Annotated in this window: 13 protein-coding genes and 1 pseudogene; 3 read left to right on the top strand and 11 right to left on the bottom strand. The window is 69.0% G+C overall.

Translation table 11 applies throughout. From position 1 onward, the window contains the following. The first annotated feature begins 45 nt into the window (after window positions 1-45). Entirely contained in the window at window positions 46-1671 is a 1626-nt protein-coding gene (locus GKE56_RS13440; protein ID WP_195908124.1) for a metallophosphoesterase, read from the top strand. A gap of 124 nt (window positions 1672-1795) precedes the next feature. After that, complete coding sequence (locus GKE56_RS13435) at window positions 1796-2644, top strand: hypothetical protein (protein ID WP_370518404.1); 849 nt, start codon at window positions 1796-1798, stop codon at window positions 2642-2644. Here the strand turns inward: GKE56_RS13435 and GKE56_RS13430 are convergent. From GKE56_RS13430 to GKE56_RS13380, 11 genes are all read right to left on the bottom strand, one after another. Continuing rightward, on the bottom strand, window positions 2592-3869 hold the full coding sequence (locus GKE56_RS13430) for a sugar ABC transporter permease (RefSeq protein ID WP_154684960.1): 1278 nt from the start codon (window positions 3867-3869) through the stop codon (window positions 2592-2594). The genes GKE56_RS13435 and GKE56_RS13430 overlap by 53 nt on opposite strands. Continuing rightward, on the bottom strand, window positions 3866-4672 hold the full coding sequence (locus tag GKE56_RS13425; protein WP_154684959.1) for an ATP-binding cassette domain-containing protein: 807 nt from the start codon (window positions 4670-4672) through the stop codon (window positions 3866-3868). Before GKE56_RS13425 ends, GKE56_RS13430 begins: the two co-directional genes overlap by 4 nt. A 106-nt stretch (window positions 4673-4778) precedes the next feature. Then, a complete protein-coding gene (locus tag GKE56_RS13420) occupies window positions 4779-5873 on the bottom strand; it encodes a sugar ABC transporter substrate-binding protein (RefSeq protein ID WP_154684958.1) in 1095 nt (364 codons plus the stop codon). 91 nt (window positions 5874-5964) lie between these two features. Further along, on the bottom strand, window positions 5965-7161 hold the full coding sequence (locus GKE56_RS13415) for an ROK family transcriptional regulator (protein ID WP_154684957.1): 1197 nt from the start codon (window positions 7159-7161) through the stop codon (window positions 5965-5967). A 45-nt stretch (window positions 7162-7206) separates the two neighbouring features. Then, the gene (locus GKE56_RS13410; protein ID WP_230208969.1) at window positions 7207-9087 is read right to left on the bottom strand and encodes a glycoside hydrolase family 3 protein; all 1881 of its coding nucleotides are present in this window, start codon (window positions 9085-9087) and stop codon (window positions 7207-7209) included. After that, on the bottom strand, window positions 9084-10709 hold the full coding sequence (locus GKE56_RS13405) for a glucoamylase family protein (RefSeq protein WP_154684956.1): 1626 nt from the start codon (window positions 10707-10709) through the stop codon (window positions 9084-9086). Before GKE56_RS13405 ends, GKE56_RS13410 begins: the two co-directional genes overlap by 4 nt. Window positions 10710-10734: 25 nt before the next feature. Then, window positions 10735-11562: a carbohydrate ABC transporter permease gene (locus GKE56_RS13400; RefSeq protein WP_154684955.1), complete on the bottom strand. Its 828-nt coding sequence runs from the start codon at window positions 11560-11562 to the stop codon at window positions 10735-10737. A 7-nt stretch (window positions 11563-11569) separates the two neighbouring features. Then, window positions 11570-12427 carry a carbohydrate ABC transporter permease gene (locus GKE56_RS13395; protein WP_195908123.1) on the bottom strand — a complete coding sequence of 286 codons (858 nt, stop codon included), beginning with the start codon at window positions 12425-12427 and terminating at the stop codon, window positions 11570-11572. 99 nt (window positions 12428-12526) lie between these two features. Further along, window positions 12527-13804 (bottom strand): sugar ABC transporter substrate-binding protein, encoded by a 1278-nt coding sequence (locus tag GKE56_RS13390; RefSeq protein ID WP_370518403.1) that lies wholly within the window; start codon window positions 13802-13804, stop codon window positions 12527-12529. Then, window positions 13801-14883, bottom strand: a complete 1083-nt coding sequence (locus tag GKE56_RS13385) for a LacI family DNA-binding transcriptional regulator (protein ID WP_154684954.1) — start codon at window positions 14881-14883, stop codon at window positions 13801-13803. Before GKE56_RS13385 ends, GKE56_RS13390 begins: the two co-directional genes overlap by 4 nt. Window positions 14884-15001: 118 nt before the next feature. After that, window positions 15002-15946 (bottom strand): sugar-binding transcriptional regulator, encoded by a 945-nt coding sequence (locus GKE56_RS13380; protein ID WP_154684953.1) that lies wholly within the window; start codon window positions 15944-15946, stop codon window positions 15002-15004. Window positions 15947-16066: 120 nt separating this feature from the next. Between GKE56_RS13380 and GKE56_RS13375 the strand changes: the two are divergent. Continuing rightward, window positions 16067-17423, top strand: a pseudogene (locus GKE56_RS13375) (sugar ABC transporter substrate-binding protein).

Below are 17423 nucleotides of genomic sequence, written 5' to 3'. Positions count from 1 at the left end.
ACGGGCCAGCCTAGGACGAGGCCCTTCGGCCGTTACGGTGGGCAGGTGAGCAGGCCCGCCGCGCGCCCCCACCGCAGGTGGCGTCTGTCTCGAATCGGTGGGTGGGCGTGGCGACTGCTGGCGCTGACCGCCCTCTTCGTCGCGTGCAACTCCGGCGGGGTCGCGGCCACCACGCTGTTCCCTGGCGACGCGAGCACGCTCAACTACGGGGCGACGCTGCGGCTGTCGATCAACCCTGCCGACATCTCCGCCATCCAGAGCCCGACGGTGTTCGGTGACATCCGCCTCGACTTCGGCGGTCCCCTGCCTGCCCCCGGAATCCTCGCCCAGGTGCAGGTGAAGGAGCGGATCACCGACCTGCTCGCCCGACCCCACATCTCGGTGCGCTCCCTGGAGCCGGGGCCGCTCGAGCTCGAGAGCGCGGCCCGCACCGCGGCAATCGGCCTGGGGTGGCGATTCGCGCTCGGCGCGCTCTTCGTCGCCCTGCTCGCCCTGACCGGGTATGCCGCGTGGCGCGGTCACCGTCCGGCCGTGCGCCGGGTCGGCGTGGTGGCGGCGGTCTGGGTCACCTCCTGCGTCGCGACCTTCGCCGTGGTCGGCCTGACGTACCAGTCGGAACGGCTCGACCGGTTCACGACGACGGGGATCCTCGGCGCCGTCCAGCGCAACTCCGACCTGCTCGCCGGGGTCGAGACGCGCGCCGAGCAGACGACCCCCTACCTCAAGAACCTCCTGGCCCTCTCGTCCGCGCTGCAGGACAAGTACGCCCCGCAGTCGCTCAATGCCCCTGCCGCCGCCCGGATCCTGCTGGTCTCCGACATCCACGGCGCCAACCAGTACCCGCTGATGAAGACCATCGTCCAGCAGGAGCACATCGACGCCGTGATCGACACCGGCGACCTGGTCAACTTCGGCAGCAGCACCGAGGCAGACGCCGTGGGGCTGTTCAAGGGCATCGAGTCGCTCGGGGTGCCGTACCTGTTCGTCAAGGGCAACCACGACGCCCGGTCCGCCACCGACCACGAGCTGCTCGACCGGCTGGCCAAGGTGCCGGGCGTCGTGCTGCTCGAACCCAACTCCGACAGCTACCTCGTCCAGTCGATCCACGGAGTGCGAGTCGCGGGCTTCAACGACCCGCGGTGGTTCGGTGACGACAACCTGGACAACTCAGGCAAGCAGAAGCCCGCTGCCGACCGGTTCAACCAGGCCATGGCCGACCAGCCCGTCGCAGACGTCGTGGTCTCGCACGAGCCGGCGGCCGCCGCGGACGTCACGCATGCCGGCATCCGCATCCACGGCCACATGCACATCCCCCAGCTCGACGGATCCCTGGTCGGGGTGGGGACCTTCACGGGCGGTGGGCCATTCAGCCACTTCATCCTCGGCGACAACGGGCAGGAGCTCACCGGCCAGCCCTCGGCGTTCGACGTCGCGGTCTTCGGTGAGGACTGCAGACTGACCTCACTGACGCGGTACCAGTTCCGCAACGTGATCGAGGGTCGGCCGGCCTACGACGACGTCACCCTCATCAACGGCACGAGGATCGAGCCCGACGTGCCGCCTGCCGTGGCAGCGGCCGGCACCGCCACCACACCGAACGCTGCGCCGGCTCGCACCTGCTCAGCCACCCTCGAGCCGACCACCGAACACGTACCCGCGCCCACGCCCTGACAGGTCCGCCGAGCCCGTCCAACGGCCGCGGGTTTCGCCGTCCCGCTCGGCGGGTATGTCCTTGGTGGCCGGTCTACGATCCACCCCGCTTCGACCGGTCGAAGCGCCTGACCCAGGAGGCACCATGAGCAGCACCGCGAACGACTACGAGACCGATGGACCGCAGCGCGAGCGACCGGCATACGGCGACCACATCGCCGCCGAGCAGGAGCGGTACGGCGGCGTGAAGCTCGGCTCGGCCTTCTTCGGCTGGCTCAGTGCCATGGGGATGGCCGTGATCCTCACCGCCATCCTCGCCGCGGCCGGCACAGCCGTTGGCGTGAGCAAGGGCACCACCGCCGCGACGGCCACCGCCGAGGCCACGAAGAACCCCCAGACGGTCGGCATGGTCGGCGCCATCGTGCTGGCGGTCATCCTGTTCGTCAGCTACTACTGCGGCGGGTACGTCGCGGGTCGGATGGCGCGGTTCAACGGGGCCCGGCAGGGTGTCGCGGTCTGGCTGTGGGCCGTGGTCATCGCGGTCGTCGTCGCCATCGCGGTAGCCGTGGCCGGCACCAAGTACGACGTCTTGTCCCAGCTGAACAAGCTTCCCGCGGATCCCGGTCAGCCAGGGCACCTTGGGCACCGCTGGCATCGTCGCCCTGGTCCTCGCCGCCCTGACCAGCCTGGTCGGCGCCGTCGTGGGCGGCCTGGCCGGCATGCGGTACCACCGTCGGGTGGACCGGGCCGGCCTCGAGGCCCTCTGAGCGGGTTCAGCACCCACACGACCCCGATCGCCTTCGTGCACGAACCTCTGCTTGCAGAGGTTCGTGCACGGAGGACATGGTGCAACCTGCGCCGCCTGCAGCAACCTCTGCAAGCAGAGGTTGCTGCAGGCGCTCGGGGAGTAGCTGCTCGGGGCGCGGGTACTGCAGTCCGAATCAGGCGCGACCGTGCGCGACGCGGCTGCGACGGCTCAGCGAGTCGACGATGACCGCGAGCAGCAGGACGCCACCGGTGATCATGTACCGCTCGGGCGACCCGAGGTTGACCAGGCTCAGGCCGTTCGAGATCGACTGGATCACGAGGATGCCGAGCAGTGCGGAGTATGCCGTGCCGCGACCGCCGAAGAGCGACGTTCCTCCGATGACGGCGGCGGCGATGGCGTTGAGGTTGGTGTCGGTGCCGCCGCTGCCCTGGTTGGCCGAGGCGAGGCGTCCCGCGGCGAGCAGCCCACCGAGCGCGGCCAGCGTCGAGCAGAAGACGAACACGGCGACGTAGACGCGGCGCACGTTGATGCCGGCACGTCGGGCTGCTTCGACGTTGCCGCCGATCGCGAGCACCGCACGGCCCCAGCGCGTGCGGCGGATGACGAAGTCGAAGACGACGACGAGCGCGACGAACAGCAGGAACATGTAGGACACGCCGCGGTCCTGGTTGAGCACCAGCACCGGGACCACCAGCACGACCGCGAGCCCCACGGTGTGGAGCACCAGGCTGACGACAGGCGTGGTGGACAGGCCCGCCGCCGTGCGGCGCTGGTTCGCGCGGAGCCGCGTCGCGGCATACACGACCACGACGAGCAGGACGAGCACGTACGACTCGACGGCCGTCAGGAAGCTCGCCTGGGCGAACTTCACGAGCCCCGAGTCGAACGGGATGTTGATCGACCCCTCCTCGCCGAGCACCTTGAGCTGCAGACCGAGGAACGCGAGCAGTCCGGCCAGAGTGATGACGAAGCTGGGCACGCCGAACCGGGTGTAGAGCAGGCCATAGAGCGCGCCGACGATCGCGCCGGTCACCAGAGAGGCGAGGATCGCCAGGGGCAGCGACCAGCCGTGGCCGACGAACCCGACGGCGAGGATGGCCGCCGAGAGGCCGCTCATCGACCCGACCGACAGGTCGATCTCGCCGAGGAGCAGCACGAGCACGATGCCGAGCGCGATCGTCCCGGTGGCGGCACTCTGCTGGGTCAGGTTGACGAGGTTCCGGCTCGAGAGGAAGGCGTCGTTCTGGGACTGGAAGACGCCCCAGATGACGATGAGGCCGACGACCACGGGCAGCGAGCCGAGGTCACCGCTGCGCAGCCGGGAGAGGAAGACCCGCAGGTAGCCGCCGACACCCTGCGAGGCGATCAGCCGCTCGTCCTGGAGGTCGGAGGGGATGGCGGCCGTGGTGTCGGTGGACTGCGTCTCGTTGGTCGGGGTGGGCGCGCTCATGACTGCTCCTCCTGAGCCGCGCGGCGCGAGGCCCGCTGTGACACGGCATTGGTCGTCGCGCCGGTGATGGCGGCGATGATCTCCTGGCTGGTGGTCTGGCTGACGGTGAACGTGCCGTTGTTGCGCCCGAGGCGCAGGACGGTGACCCGGTCGGCAACGGCCATGACGTCGGACATGTTGTGGCTGATGAGGATGACACCGAGCCCGTTCTCGCGCAGCCGCTCCACGAGGTTGAGCACCTCGGCGGTCTGGGCCACACCGAGCGCCGCCGTCGGCTCGTCGAGCATCACGACCTTGGGTGCGCCGAGCAGCGACCGGGCGATGGCCACGGTCTGGCGCTGGCCGCCCGACAGGCTGGCGACGGGGATGCGCACGGACGGGATCTTGGCGCTGAGCTGGCGCAGCAGCCGCCAGGACTCCTGTTCCATCGTCACCTCGTCGAGGGCGCGGCCGAGGTAGAGCTCCCGGCCGAGGAACAGGTTGGCGACGACGTCGAGGTTGTCGCAGAGCGCGAGGTCCTGGAACACCGTGGCGATGCCGAGGTGCTGCGCCTCGGCCGGGCTGCTGACGCTGGACGGCTTTCCGTCGAAGGTCATGGTGCCCTCGTCCGGCGTGTAGACGCCGGCGATGGTCTTGACGAGGGTGGACTTGCCGGCGCCGTTGTCACCGACCAACGCGACGACCTCACCCGCATGCACGTCGAAGTCGATGTCCTTGAGCGCCTGGACGGCGCCGAAACGCTTGGAGACGCCGGACAGCGACAGTGCTGCTGTCGTCGGCGACGCGGAGATGGTGGCAGTCATCGTGGTCCTTCGGTCCTCGGGCGCGCCCGGTGAGGACGCGGTATGCCGGGTGTGCCCGCGGGCGGGAAGGCATCTGCCCTCCCGCCCGCGAGCGCGGTGCTGCGGGTCAGCTCAAGCCTGCCTTGGCGCACGCCGCAGCGAAAGAGCCAGCGCAGATGTCGGCAACCTTGTAGACGCCGTCCTTGACGATGGTGTCCTTGATCTTGTCCTTGGTGACGGCGATCGGGGTGAGGATCGTCGAGGGCACGCCCTGGGTGTCGGCCGTCGAGGCCGGCTTCTGCTTGTTGGCCAGCGCGATCGCGGCCTTCGCGGCAGCCTCAGCCTCCGGCGGGACGGGCTTGTAGATCGTCATCGCCTGGTCGCCCGCGAGGATCCGCTGGATCGCGGTGATCTCGGAGTCCTGACCGGTCACCGGGGGCAGCGGGTTGACGCCGCCGGCCTTGAGCGCGGCGATGGCCCCACCGGCCGTGCCGTCGTTGGCTGCGTAGACGCCGACGAGCTTGCCCTTGACGGCCGAGATCTGGCCCTCCATCCAGGACTGGGCCTTGTCGGGGCTCCAGTCAGGGGTGTCGTACTCGGCCGCGACCTTGAAGCCACTGGAGTCGATGACGCTGTGCGCACCCTGCTTGAAGCTCGCCGCGTTCGGGTCGGTGGGCGCACCGTTGATCATCACGAGGTCGCCCGAGGTCTTGCCGCCAGCCTTGAGGATGTCGACGAGAGTCTGGGCCTGGAGCTTGCCGACCGTCGCGTTGTCGAACGACACGTAGTAGTCGACGCCGGCGATGAACCGGTCGTAGGCGATGACCGGAACGCCCTGGCTCTTCGCGCTGGCCGCCACACCCGCGGCCGCCTTGCCGTCGACCGGGTCGAGGACGAGGACGTTGGCCCCCTGCGTCAGCGCGGCCTCGGCCTGCTGCTGCTGCTTGCTCGCGTCCTGGTCGGCGTTGCTGTAGATGACCGTGCACGAGGCGCAGTCCTTCTTGATGGCGGCCTCGAAGAGCGGCCGGTCGAAGGTCTCGTAGCGCGTGGTCTTGGACTCGGGCAGGAGGAGGGCGATCTTCTTGCCGCCGCCACCTCCACCACCGGAGCCACTGCTGCTGGAGCCCGACGAGTTGCCGCTGTTGCCGCACGCGGCCAGCGACGCGATGCCGAGGCCAGCCACGAGAGCGGCCCCGGTGAGACGAATGGAACGGGTGGGCATAGCTGAACTCCCTTGGTCAGACACCGGCATCCACGTTGGTGCGGCGTGCCCTGAGTTAATCGCCGTCGGCCTTTGGCGTCAAGAGTTGAATTCAAGAAATAGACCCGGTTGTTACCAACCCGGCTTCGCTGGTGGGCAACATCGCCACCGCGGCAGCGAGCGCGCCCACCACGTCGGCGTCGGTGTCGAGCTCGCCGGTGCGCACGACGACGGAGGCGGCAGCACTGGGGATGGCGCACCGCTCGAGGGAGGCCCGCATCGGCCTGGTGATGATCGAGCCGACCCTCGCGAGCTGACCGCCGAGCACGATGACCTCGGGGTTGACGAGGTTGACCAGACCGGCGACCGCGACGCCGAGGTGGCGTCCCGCATCCTCGAGGACCCGGCGGCATCCGGCATCGCCGTCGAGCGCCCGGTAGATGACGTCGCGCAGGCTGAGTGGACCGTGGGACGCGGCCAAGGCGTCGAGCAGGCCGCGCGCGCCGATATACGTCTCGAGGCACCCCCGGTTGCCGCATCGGCAGACCGGGCCGTTCTCGTCGATGGTCAGGTGGCCGATCTCGCCGGCCGTTCCGGCCGCCCCACGGAAGAGCTCTCCGTTGAGAATGAGACCAGCGCCAACGCCATGCGACAGCTTGAGGTAGACGCCATGCTGAACCCCTTGCAGCGCACCGCATCTCAGCTCGCCGAGGGCAGCGAAGTTCGCCGTGTTGTCGACCATGACCTGGGCCTGCAACCGGCCCTGCATCTCGTCGGCGACGGCAACGCCGCGCCAGCCCGGCAGGATGCCCTCGCTGCCCACCTGGCCCGAGACGCTGTCGACCGGAGCGGGGATGCCGACCCCCACCGCGCGCACGTCTGCCATCGTCTTGCCGACCTTCTCGACGAGGTCCAGGAGCAGGCGGGTGGCCCGGTCCATGCCCTCGTCGGCGGCGTGGTCGGCCGGCAGCGGCATACGCTGCCGGCCGATGATGTCCCGTGGTCCGGTGCCCAAGGCGACGCGCACGTCGCGGTCACCGAAGGCGATGCCGGCCACCAGGGTGTTGCCCACCGCGAGCGAGACGAGGGTCGCGCGGCGGCCGTTGCGGATGCTTGGCTCGAGCTCGACCGCACCGGCGCTGTCGAGCTCCTTGACCATGTTCGAGACGGTGGCCGGGGACAGTCCGGTGAACCCCGCGATCTCGATCTGGGTCATGGCGCCCTGGTCGCGCAGGGCCTCCAGGACGCGCTGCCGGTTGGCTTCGCGCAGCGAGGCCTGCGAGCCGGGGGCGGCCTGCGATGGATTCACGGCCTAAACATAAAGGGTTGACCCGGAAAAAGGTAGGGCACAGCGCTACTCAGCCGCGGACTCCACCCCAGGCTCCGCACCGGACCCCAGACCCAGCCCGTGGCCGAAGCGGAACAGCGGGTCGTCGAACCCGGGCACGTCCTCGCCGTGGGCGCGGACGTCCGCCATGGACCGTGGCAGGTCGAAGGGCAGTCGCCCGTCCGGCGCGAACCGGCCGGTCAGGGCATCCAGGAGCGCTGCGTCGCTGGTGCCGTAGCTGCCGACCAGCGCCGCCGCCAGGGGCAGCAGCGGCGTGAGAACGGCCGGACGGTCGAGCACGACGTCGAGCACCAGCGGGCACTGCGCGGCGATCCTGGCGAGGCGAGCCACCAGCCCGGGCGGGAACTCCAGCGAGCCCTGGTGGAACCACGACTCCAGGAACAGGTCCGAGCGCGGGTCGAACGGCGCCATGAGGCGCACGAGCGCGATGTCGGCGTCCTCCGGGCGCTCGACGAGGGTGCCGAACGCGGCGAGCGCCTCGGGCGAGACGTTCTCCGCGTAGACCGCCAGGCCCTGGCGCAGGGGGAGCAGCGGCGCCCCGTCGACGGGGTCGTTCTGGAGGACCGTCACCGAGCGGGCCTGCGCGGCATACCCGGCTTCCCGGAAGTCTGCGCGCCCCACCGTCTGGGCTGCGGCGTCCTCGTCGACGTAGGGGTTGTCGAACAGACCCAGCTGGAACTTCACCGCCAGCAGTCGGCGGGCCGACTCGTCGATTCGCTCCTCGGTAACGCGGCCCTGGGCGACGAGGTCGAGCAGGATCTCGACGCACTCCTCGCCCCCGAACTGGTCGGCCCCAGCCTCGATGATCTTCTCCATCCGACTGGGCGGGTCGAGGTCCTCGACCCCCCACGCGCGCGCCGGGAGGACCTGGTCGCCGACGTGGTTGTCGTTGACGAGCTCCCAGTCGGTGACGACGACGCCGTCGTAGCCCAGCCGTTCACGCAGGAGCCCGGTGACGACCTGGCGGTTGTAGCCGAAACCGACCTCCTCGATCGGCTCCCCGTCGATCTCGAGGGCGATGGGCATGCCGTAGTAGGGCATGATCGCCGCAGTCCCGGCCGCGATCGCCGGGGGGAACGGCTTGAGGTGGTCCGCGAACCGTCCACCGGGGTACACCTGCTCGCGGCCGTACGGGAAGTGCGCGTCCTCACCGTCCTTCTGCGGGCCGCCCCCGGGGAAGTGCTTGCTCGTGCAGGCGACGCTCCCGACACCGAGCGAGTCCTGCTGGAACCCCTTGAGGTAGGCGACGCCGAGCTCCGTGACGAGGTCCGGGTCCTGGCCGAAGGTGCCCGACTGGCGCGCCCACCTCGGCTCCGTGGCGAGGTCCAGGGTCGGGTGCAGCGCCGCGCGGATTCCCACTGCGCAGTACTCCTGCCGCGCGATGTCGCCGAACTCCCGGACGAGCCCCGGGTCGCGCAGCGCGGCCAGGCCGAGGGTCTCCGGCCACTGCGAGAAGGACTTGGCCGCGAACGAGGCGCCGGCGTTCTCGATGAACGCGTGCCGTGGGTCCGTCGAGATGGTGACCGGTATGCCGTGGGGCGACTGCTCGGCCATCGCCTGAAGGGCGTTGTGCCACCGTGCCGCCATGCGGGCGTCGTCGAGCGCGTGCACGTTGAAGTGGTTGAGGAACTTGCGCAGCACGACGTCGCTCGTGGGTGACTTGCTGATCGCGCCGGGCGCCTCCTTGACGGTCCCGTCCGCTCCAGCCTCGATGACCGTGTGGAACATCAGGCCGGCCTTTTCCTCCAACGAAAGGCGTGAGAGCAGGTCCTTCACGCGCTCCTCGACCGACAGCCGGGGATCCTCGAAGGGATCCATCCGGCCGTTGCCGTTGAGGTCGCGGTAACGGACCCCGTCCTCGCTCGTGCTGAATGCTGGCTGAGTCACGCGATTCCCGCCCCGAACTCCTCGACGCCGATGACCGGCCGCAAGGCGCGCTCGACCTCCCGGGTGCTGAAGGCGCGCCGGATCACGTTGTCTGCCAGGACATTTCCAATCGAGCCCATGACCATGGCCTGGTCCAGCGACAGGTAGCGGCGGGCGACCTGGTGGGAGTGCACGCTGGCAGCGTCGAAGAACCCGCCCGTGCCGTAGGCCTTGAGGCCCTCCTGGATGCCCACGAGGTTGGCATACGCCTGCTGGGGCTCGTGCATCATGGCCAGGAACGACGCGTGCGGGGTGACGACGCCGTCGCCGTAGTGCGGGTTCGGGTTCGTCGCCGCGCGGCAGGTGCCGAACCCGACGTCGTAGTTGGTCATCTCCTGGTCGGAGAAGTAGCCGTAGCCCGGATCGTTCACGTGGTCGCCGGGCGCAAGGCCGAGGGCATCGACGCCGTACTCTCGGTAACCGCCAGCCGGGTTGCTCGACGGAGAGAATCCCCAGTAGCCGTACCCGGCATCGATGAGGCCGTGCTCGCGCTGGGCGCGGACGTGCAGCGGGTGGTTGATCCCCCACGACCGCGGCGCCCAGCTCGACTCGGGCACGAACATGTCGGGCATGAGCTCCTCGAACATGCTGCCGCCCCAACCCGGAACGATGTGCATCCCCCGATAGGTGTAGGCGCCCTCGTAGACGTTGTTGCCGAAGTAGGTGCGGTACTCGCCCACGGGCTGCATCTCCTGCCAGCTCCAGTCACAGCTGGCGGGGAAAGTGCGCCACATCGCGTAGTACTGGGCGCCGGGGATCTGCCCCGTGATGATGCCGAGGTAGCTGGTGATCCGCGTCTCCGACACGGTCGTGTCGTAGTGGTGGTTGGTGTACCAGACATCCGGCCCGACCCCGATGTGGTTGCCGGTGAACCCGGAGAAGTTGGGCGGCGGTGGGGCGTCGTAGAAGCCGCCGTGGATCAGGCCCGGCTTCAGCGGGACATTGGTGTCGTAGAACATGTCCCAGCGCATGCGCTGGAAGATGCGGCCAGCCATCGGGGCCGCGCCCGCGTCAGCACCCATGACCACCCGCAGGGCCGCCCCGAGCCAGCCGTTGTCGACACTGGACAGGAAGGGGTAGACCCGGTCGCCGGATCCGGGCCACGTCGTGATGACGGCGCCATTCGACTCGTCGTACCAGTTGTAGTACATCCCGCTCGGGGTGTGGTGCTGCATGCGCAGCAGCGTCTTCAGGGTCTGGATCAGGCGCCTGGTGCACTCCCCCGGATTGATGATTCCGAGGTCTCGGGCCACGACGGTCGACCAGAGGTAACCGCCGATGTTGGTCGGGGACGTGTAGGCCGAACGGTCTGCGGCCGCGAGCGACGCGGGGATGTTGTCAGCGGGCAGACCGGTCTTGGGGTCCGTCATGGCGACGAGGCTGCGCCACGTGTCGGCGGCCCACCCGTGCACGCGGACCGGGTCCAGGGCGGACGCACCCGCGGACGGGACGTATGCCGGTGTGCCGAAGACGCTCGCGGACGCGCGGCTGGCGGTCAGGCCGACAGCGGCGGCGGCGCTCACACCCACGAGGAGCTGGCGTCGGGTCGGGCTGGAGACAGCAGGGGACGAGATGGTGGCCATGGGGTGGGCTCCAATCAGAGTGGGTTCACTTGATGCCGGTGGTCGCGATGCCTTCGATGACGCGGCGCTGGAAGACCAGGAAGATGGCGAGGATCGGGAGGACGACCACGGTGGCGCCCGCGAGGAGCAGGCCGTACTGGGTGGAGTTCTGGCCCTTCGCGTAGAGCGCCAAGGCGACGGGCAGCGTGTACTTGTCCTCCTGTTGGGCGACCACCAGGGGCCACAAGAAGTTGTTCCAGCTGCCGAGGAAGGTCAGGATTCCGAGGGTGGCCAGCGCCGGCCCGCACAGCGGCAGGAAGATCCGCGCGAAGATGCGCAGCTCGCCGGCGCCGTCGACCCGCCCCGCATCGAGCAGGTCGCGGGGCAGCCCGAGGATGAACTGGCGCATGAGGAACACGCCGAACGGGCTGACCAGGAACGGGAGGATGAGCCCCGGCAGCGTGTTCGTCAGGCCGAGGTTGGTGACGAGCACGAACAGTGGCACGAACGTCACCACTCCGGGCACCAGGAGCGTGCCCATGACGACGAGGAACAGCGCCCTGCGACCGGGGAACTCGAGCATCGCGAGGGCATAGCCGACCATGGAGCAGAAGAGCAGGTTGCCGGCCGTGACAGCGACGGCCACGATTGTCGAGTTGAGGAAGTACTGGCTGAAGTTCAGCCGCGAGAACAGCTGGCTGTAGTTGTCGAGCGTGGCGTGCTGCGGCCACCAGGTGGGGGGACTCTGGAGCAGCTCGCCCTGAGTCTTGAAGCTCCCCAGGACCATCCACACGAACGGCGCCATGACGGCGACGAGCGCGACGAGGAGGATCGCGTAAAGCCACCAGTTCGAGAGCCTGCGGGTACCGGTCATGGCGTCCTCACGTGTTGTCTCGCAGCAGCCGGAACTGCAGGGCCGTCACGACCGCGATGACGACGAAGATGAGGTAGCTCATCGAGGCCGCGTAGCCGTAGTTGCCGAAGCCGAACTGCTTGACCGTGTACATGGACAGCGAGATGGTGCTGCTCAGCGGTCCGCCGTTGGTCATCACGTACGGCTCCTCGAAGAACTGGAGGTAGCCGATGCCGGTGGTGACGCAGACAAACAGCATGGTGGGCCGCAGCAGCGGGAGCGTGATGTGGCGGAACCGCTGCCAGCCGTTGGCGCCGTCGATCGAGGCGGCCTCGTGCAGCGCCCAGGGGACGGCCTGCAGACCGGCGAGGAAGATGATCATACCGGTGCCGAAGTTGCGCCAGGTGGCCATGAGGATCAGTCCCGGCATGGCCCAGTGCGGGTCGCCGAGCCAGTTGGGCCCGGTGATGCCGACCCAGCCGAGGACCGTGTTGATGAGACCGAAGTCGGTCTGCAGCAGGAACCGCCAGACGACGGCGACGGCCACGATCGAGGTGATCACCGGCGTGTAGAAGCCCAGCCGGAACGCGGACCGGAAGCGAGAGATGCCCCGGTCCAGGGCGACGGCAGCGGCCAGCGCCACGAGGATCGTGAGCGGCATCCCGACGAGGACGAAGTAGCCGGTGTTGAGCGCCGCCTGGCGGAAGAGCGGGTCCGCGAACGCCTTGCTGTAGTTGGAGAATCCGACGATGTCCACCGCGAAGGGTGTTCGCAGGTCGCGGGCCCGGGTGTCGGTGATGCTCATGAAGAGCGACTGGACCACGGGCCACGCGGTGAACACGAGGAACAACAGGCAGAACGGGAGGGCTAGGGTCCACGCGGCCACCCCCTGTCGCCGTGATGCGGCCCGGGCGCCTCCCCGCCGGGGGGGACGGGCGCTGGCCCGCCTCCCCGGTGGGGGTCACCTCAACGGTGGCAGCCATCTCTACTTGCCGGTGCCGATCGAATCGGCCTGCTGCTGAACGGACTTCAGCGCGGCGGCCGGGTCGGCACCCTGCTTGGTGACCTTCTCCATCGCGGTGTCGAAGTTCGCGACGACCTGCTCCCAGGTGGCGAAGCTCGGCGGCGCCTGAGCGGTCTTGAGCTGCTCGCCGAACACGGCCAGCTTCTTGTCACCGCTGAGCGACGGGTCGCTCCAGGCCGCGGACACCGACGGGAGGTCGGTCGCCGACTGGTACCACTGGATCTGGACCTTCGGGTCGGCCAGCCACTTGACGAACTTCCAGGCGGTGTCGCGGTTCTTGGACTTCTTGAACACCGCGAGGTCGGATCCACCGACGAACGACGAGGACTTGGTCTTCGCCGGGATCTGCATGACGTTGTACTTGTCCTTGAAGCCGGCTCCACCGAGCTTCTCCACCGCGGACATCTCCCACGGGCCGGAGATGAACATCGGGACCTTGCCGCTGACGAAGTCGGGCTCGGTCGTCGGCGTCGCGGGAGCAGCCTTGTCGGAGATCCCGTCGGTGAAGTAGCTCTGGTAGTACTTCACTGCGTCGAGCACCTGCGGGCTGTCGAAGTTGTAGCCCTTGCCACCGTCCTTGGCGAGGTTGGCGTCGTCCGACCACGCGAAGGGCATGATCGACTGCCAGGATCCCGTGCCGCCAGCCTGGAATCCCATGCCCCACTTGGCGCCGGCCTTGGTCTGCATCGCCTTGGCCATCGACTTGAGGCCCTGCCAGTCGGTGGGAGCGGCGTCGAAGCCGGCCTTCTTGGCGAGGTCGGTGCGGTAGTAGACCAGGCGCGTCTCGACGTACCACGGGATGCCGTACGAGGTGCCGTTGACCTCGGTGGTCTTCTGCGCGCCAGGGAAGAACTGCGACTTGTCGATGGACGACGGCGTCGGGTCGAGCGCGTCGAGGCCGGCGAACTCACCCATCCAGGTGGTGCCGACCATCGCGGCGTCGGGGGTCGAGCCTGCCGTGATCGCGGTCGTGAACTTGTCGTGTGCGGAGTCCCACGGGATGGCGGTGACGTTGACCTTGACACCCGGGTTGGCGGCTTCGAACTGCTTGGCGAGCGCGGGCAGCTTCTCGCCCTCGGCGCCCATCGCCCACACGGTGATGGTGCCGGTGGCCTTGCCGCCGCTGATGTCCTTGGCCGTATCGGTGGTGGCGCCGCTGCTGCCACGCCCACAGGCCGTCAGGGTGAGCGCTGTGGCCGCCAAGGTGGCGACGGCCAGCACGGGGGTGCGTCTCATCATGGTGTTCTCTTTCCTTGGGTGCGGTTCTTCGTATGCCGCGGGCGCGGCGGGAGGGGTGTGTCGAGTGCAGCTGCGCACCCGCACGAGGACCTGATGACCAGGTGGGTGGGGATGACCTGGGTGCTCTGCTCGGCTGCGGCGCCGGTGATCCGGGCGTGCAGGCGGTCTGCCGCCAAGGCGCCGAGCTCGCGCACCGGCTGCCGCACGGTCGTGAGACCCGGCTCGATGTACCGCGCGGTCATCGCGTCGTCCCAGCCGACGATGGCGAGGTCGTCAGGCGTGCGCACGCCGCCCTCGCGGAGGCGTTTCATGATCGCGAGCGCCAGCTCGTCGTTGGCACAGACGAGTGCGTCGGCGACGTGCTCGCCCGTGAGGACGCCGTCGGCCATGACCGTGCCTGCGCTCTCGCGCAACGGGATCCGCACCGGCGGGGCCGCGCGACGGCGACGCTTCGCGTGGGCGGCGACGAAGCCGGCATACCGGTCGCGGATGTCCGGGCCTGCATCGGGATCGCCGACGAAGAGGAGCTTGCGGCGCCCGTGAGCGAGCAGGTGTTCGGTGAGGGCTTGGGCGCTCGAGGTGTTCTCGGCGCTGATCGCGTCGATGTCCGGCAGGGCCTCACCGGCGATGAGGACCACGGGCTTGCTGCCGTGCAGCGCGGTGACCGTGGCCTCGGGGATCGCTGCGGAACCGAGCATCGCGATGCCGTCGACGCGGGTGGCCAGCTTGCGGACCGCGCGGGTGAGGTCGTGCTTGCCTTCGGCGAGGATGAGCACCACGCTCTGGCCGAGCTCCGAAGCCCTGGACTCGAACCCCAGCACCAACTCGGAGTAGTACGGACCGGAGAGCTCGGGGAGCACCAGGCCGTGCGCCTCGTGGTGGCGGACCGCCAGGCTGCGCGCGGCTGAAAGGGGCACGTACCGCAGGTCGTCGACAGCCTGGAGGACGCGGTCACGGGTCCGGTCGGAGACCGCTGTCGAGCCCTGGAGCACCCGGGAGACCGACGCGATGGAGACGCCCGCACGCTCGGCGACGGAGTAGATCGTCGCCCCGGCGGGGTGCCCAGCTGTCGCGGCCATCAGGTGCCTTCCTCGTTGAAAGCGCTTACATCTGAGAGTCGACTATGCCCGGTTCGGGCCTTTTGCGCAAGAGGTGGTGGGTTGGTGCGGCCGTTCGCCCGGCCGCCCCGCGCCCCAGCTAGCTGCTGAGGAGTGCGTCGGCCAGGGGGGCGTCGGTGACCAGGCCGTGGATGAGACCGCCCTCCAAGGCCGCCCGCACAGCCGGTGCCTTCGACGCCCCGGAGACGACGGCGATCACGTTCGGGATGCGGGCCAACGAGTCCGGGTCGAGGGTGATGAGGCGCGCAGCGACCTTGGGGCGCAACGTCTTTCCACTTTCGTCGAAGAAGACGCCGGCCAGCTCACCGCACACGCCTCGGCTCGCGAGCTCCTGCTGCTCCGCAGGATCGAGCAGGTCGTGGATGGTCGACTCGCCGGGCGCCCAGCGCCCGATGCCCACGACGGCCTTGGTGACGGCCGCGGCCCTGGCCAGACCCTGGGCCACGGCGGGCTGGCGGCGCAGGGTGTCGGCGCTGGCCTTGCTGTCCATGACGAACGGGGCGTAGAACACCGTGGCGGTGCCGCCCGCCACCCGCGACGCCCTCCGCACGATGTCGACAGCGCTGCTGTCGAGGTCGGGCAGTGCGATGGCACCGGTGAGCTGGACCACCTCGACGGGGGGCAGGCTGGTCAGCGCCGCCACCGTCGCATGGACGTTGCGCGACCAGGGCAGGCCGAGGACGTCACCCTTCTCCACGATCTCGGTGAGCAGCTCGGCAGCGGCGGTGCCGAGCTGGTGCCGGATCGCGGCGACATCGGTGTCGCTGTGCTCGATCACCACGGCGTGCTCGAGGTGGAACCGCTCGGCGAGCCGGGCCGAGGCGTCCACGTCCAGCGAGCCCTGGCGGACGATCTCGATGCGGACCATTCCGCTCTCACGGGCCGCGTCGAGCATGCGCGCGACCTTGAACCTGCTGATCCCCAGCGCTTCGGCGATGTCGACCTTGGACTGCCCCTTCACGTAGTAGCGCCGCGCGACGGCAGCCCACAGCACGAGCTCCGCAGGTCCGCCGGTTTCAGCCACGGCCGCAATCTCACCTCTCCGGACTACCTGTTGACAAGTCCCGCATCCCGTTCTTTACTCGTTTGTGCATAGTAGCGCTCAGATGAGCGCGGACGTCAACGAGGAGGACCGATGTCTCGCATGAAGTTCACGGCGCTGGTGGGCGTCACGGCGGTGGTGGCCGCTGGTCTGACGGGCTGTTCCGGCGCCGGCGGCGGCGGCGGGGCCGGTGGCGGCGGGACGGGCGGTGGTGGCGCGGTCAACGTGCTGATGGTCAACAACCCGCAGATGGTCGACCTCCAGAAGCTGACAGCCGACAACTTCACGAAGAAGACCGGGATCAAGGTGAACTTCACCGTGCTCCCGGAGAACGACGTCCGCGACAAGATCAGCCAGGAGTTCTCCAGCCAGGCGGGCCAGTACGACGTCGCCACGTTGAGCAACTTCGAGATCCCGATCTATGCGAAGAACAAGTGGGTCGCCCCATTGGACGACTACATCTCGAAGGACACGGCGTTCGACCAGTCCGACATCCTCAAGCCGATGGCGACCTCGCTGAGCGTCGACGGCAAGGTCTACGGCGAGCCGTTCTACGGCGAGTCCTCGTTCCTGATGTACCGCAAGGACGTCCTGGCGGCCAAGGGCATCACCATGCCGGCCAAGCCCACCTGGGCACAGGTCGCCGACATGGCCGCGAAGGTCGACGGCGCGCAGCCCGGAATGAAGGGCATCTGCCTGCGCGGCCAGCCCGGCTGGGGCCAGGTGTTCGCACCGCTGACCACCGTCGTCAACACCTTCGGCGGTACCTGGTTCGACAAGGACTGGACCGCCAAGGTCAACGCCCCCCGAGTTCAAGGCGGCCGTGAACTTCTACGTGAACCTCGTGCGCGCCCATGGCGAGGCCGGGGCGCCGCAGGCCGGGTTCACCGAGTGCCTCAACAACCTCAACCAGGGCAAGACGGCCATGTGGTACGACGCGACGTCCGCAGCCGGGTCACTGGAGGCCACCGACTCACCCAACAAGGGCAAGTTCGGCTACGCACCGGCACCGGTCGACAAGACCGCCAGCTCGGGTTGGCTGTACACGTGGGCCTGGGCGGTCCAGCAGGCGAGCAAGAACAAGGACAACGCCTGGAAGTTCATCTCCTGGGCCTCGTCCAAGGAGTACGAGCAGCTCGTGGGCGCCCAGCTCGGGTGGTCGCGGGTGCCGGCCGGCAAGCGTGCGTCGACCTACTCCAACGCCGACTACCTCAAGGCCGCGGGCGCGTTCGCCGAGGCAACCAAGTCCGCCATCGAGTCGGCCGACCCCAACAACGCAGGCGTGCAGCCTCGGCCCGCACCCGGCATCCAGTTCATCGACATCCCCGAGTTCCCGGACCTCGGCACCAAGGTGAGCCAGGACGTCAGCGCGGCGATCGCGGGTCAGACCAGCGTCGACGACGCCCTCAACAAGGGGCAGTCGCTGGCCGAGGCGGTCGCCAAGAAGTACAAGAAGTGA

The organism is Nostocoides sp. HKS02 (genome assembly GCF_009707485.1).
In the GTDB taxonomy this organism is placed as follows: Bacteria; Actinomycetota; Actinomycetes; order Actinomycetales; family Dermatophilaceae; genus Pedococcus.
Note: the sequence above shows the minus strand (reverse complement) of the source record. Positions and strands in the feature narration are given on the sequence as shown.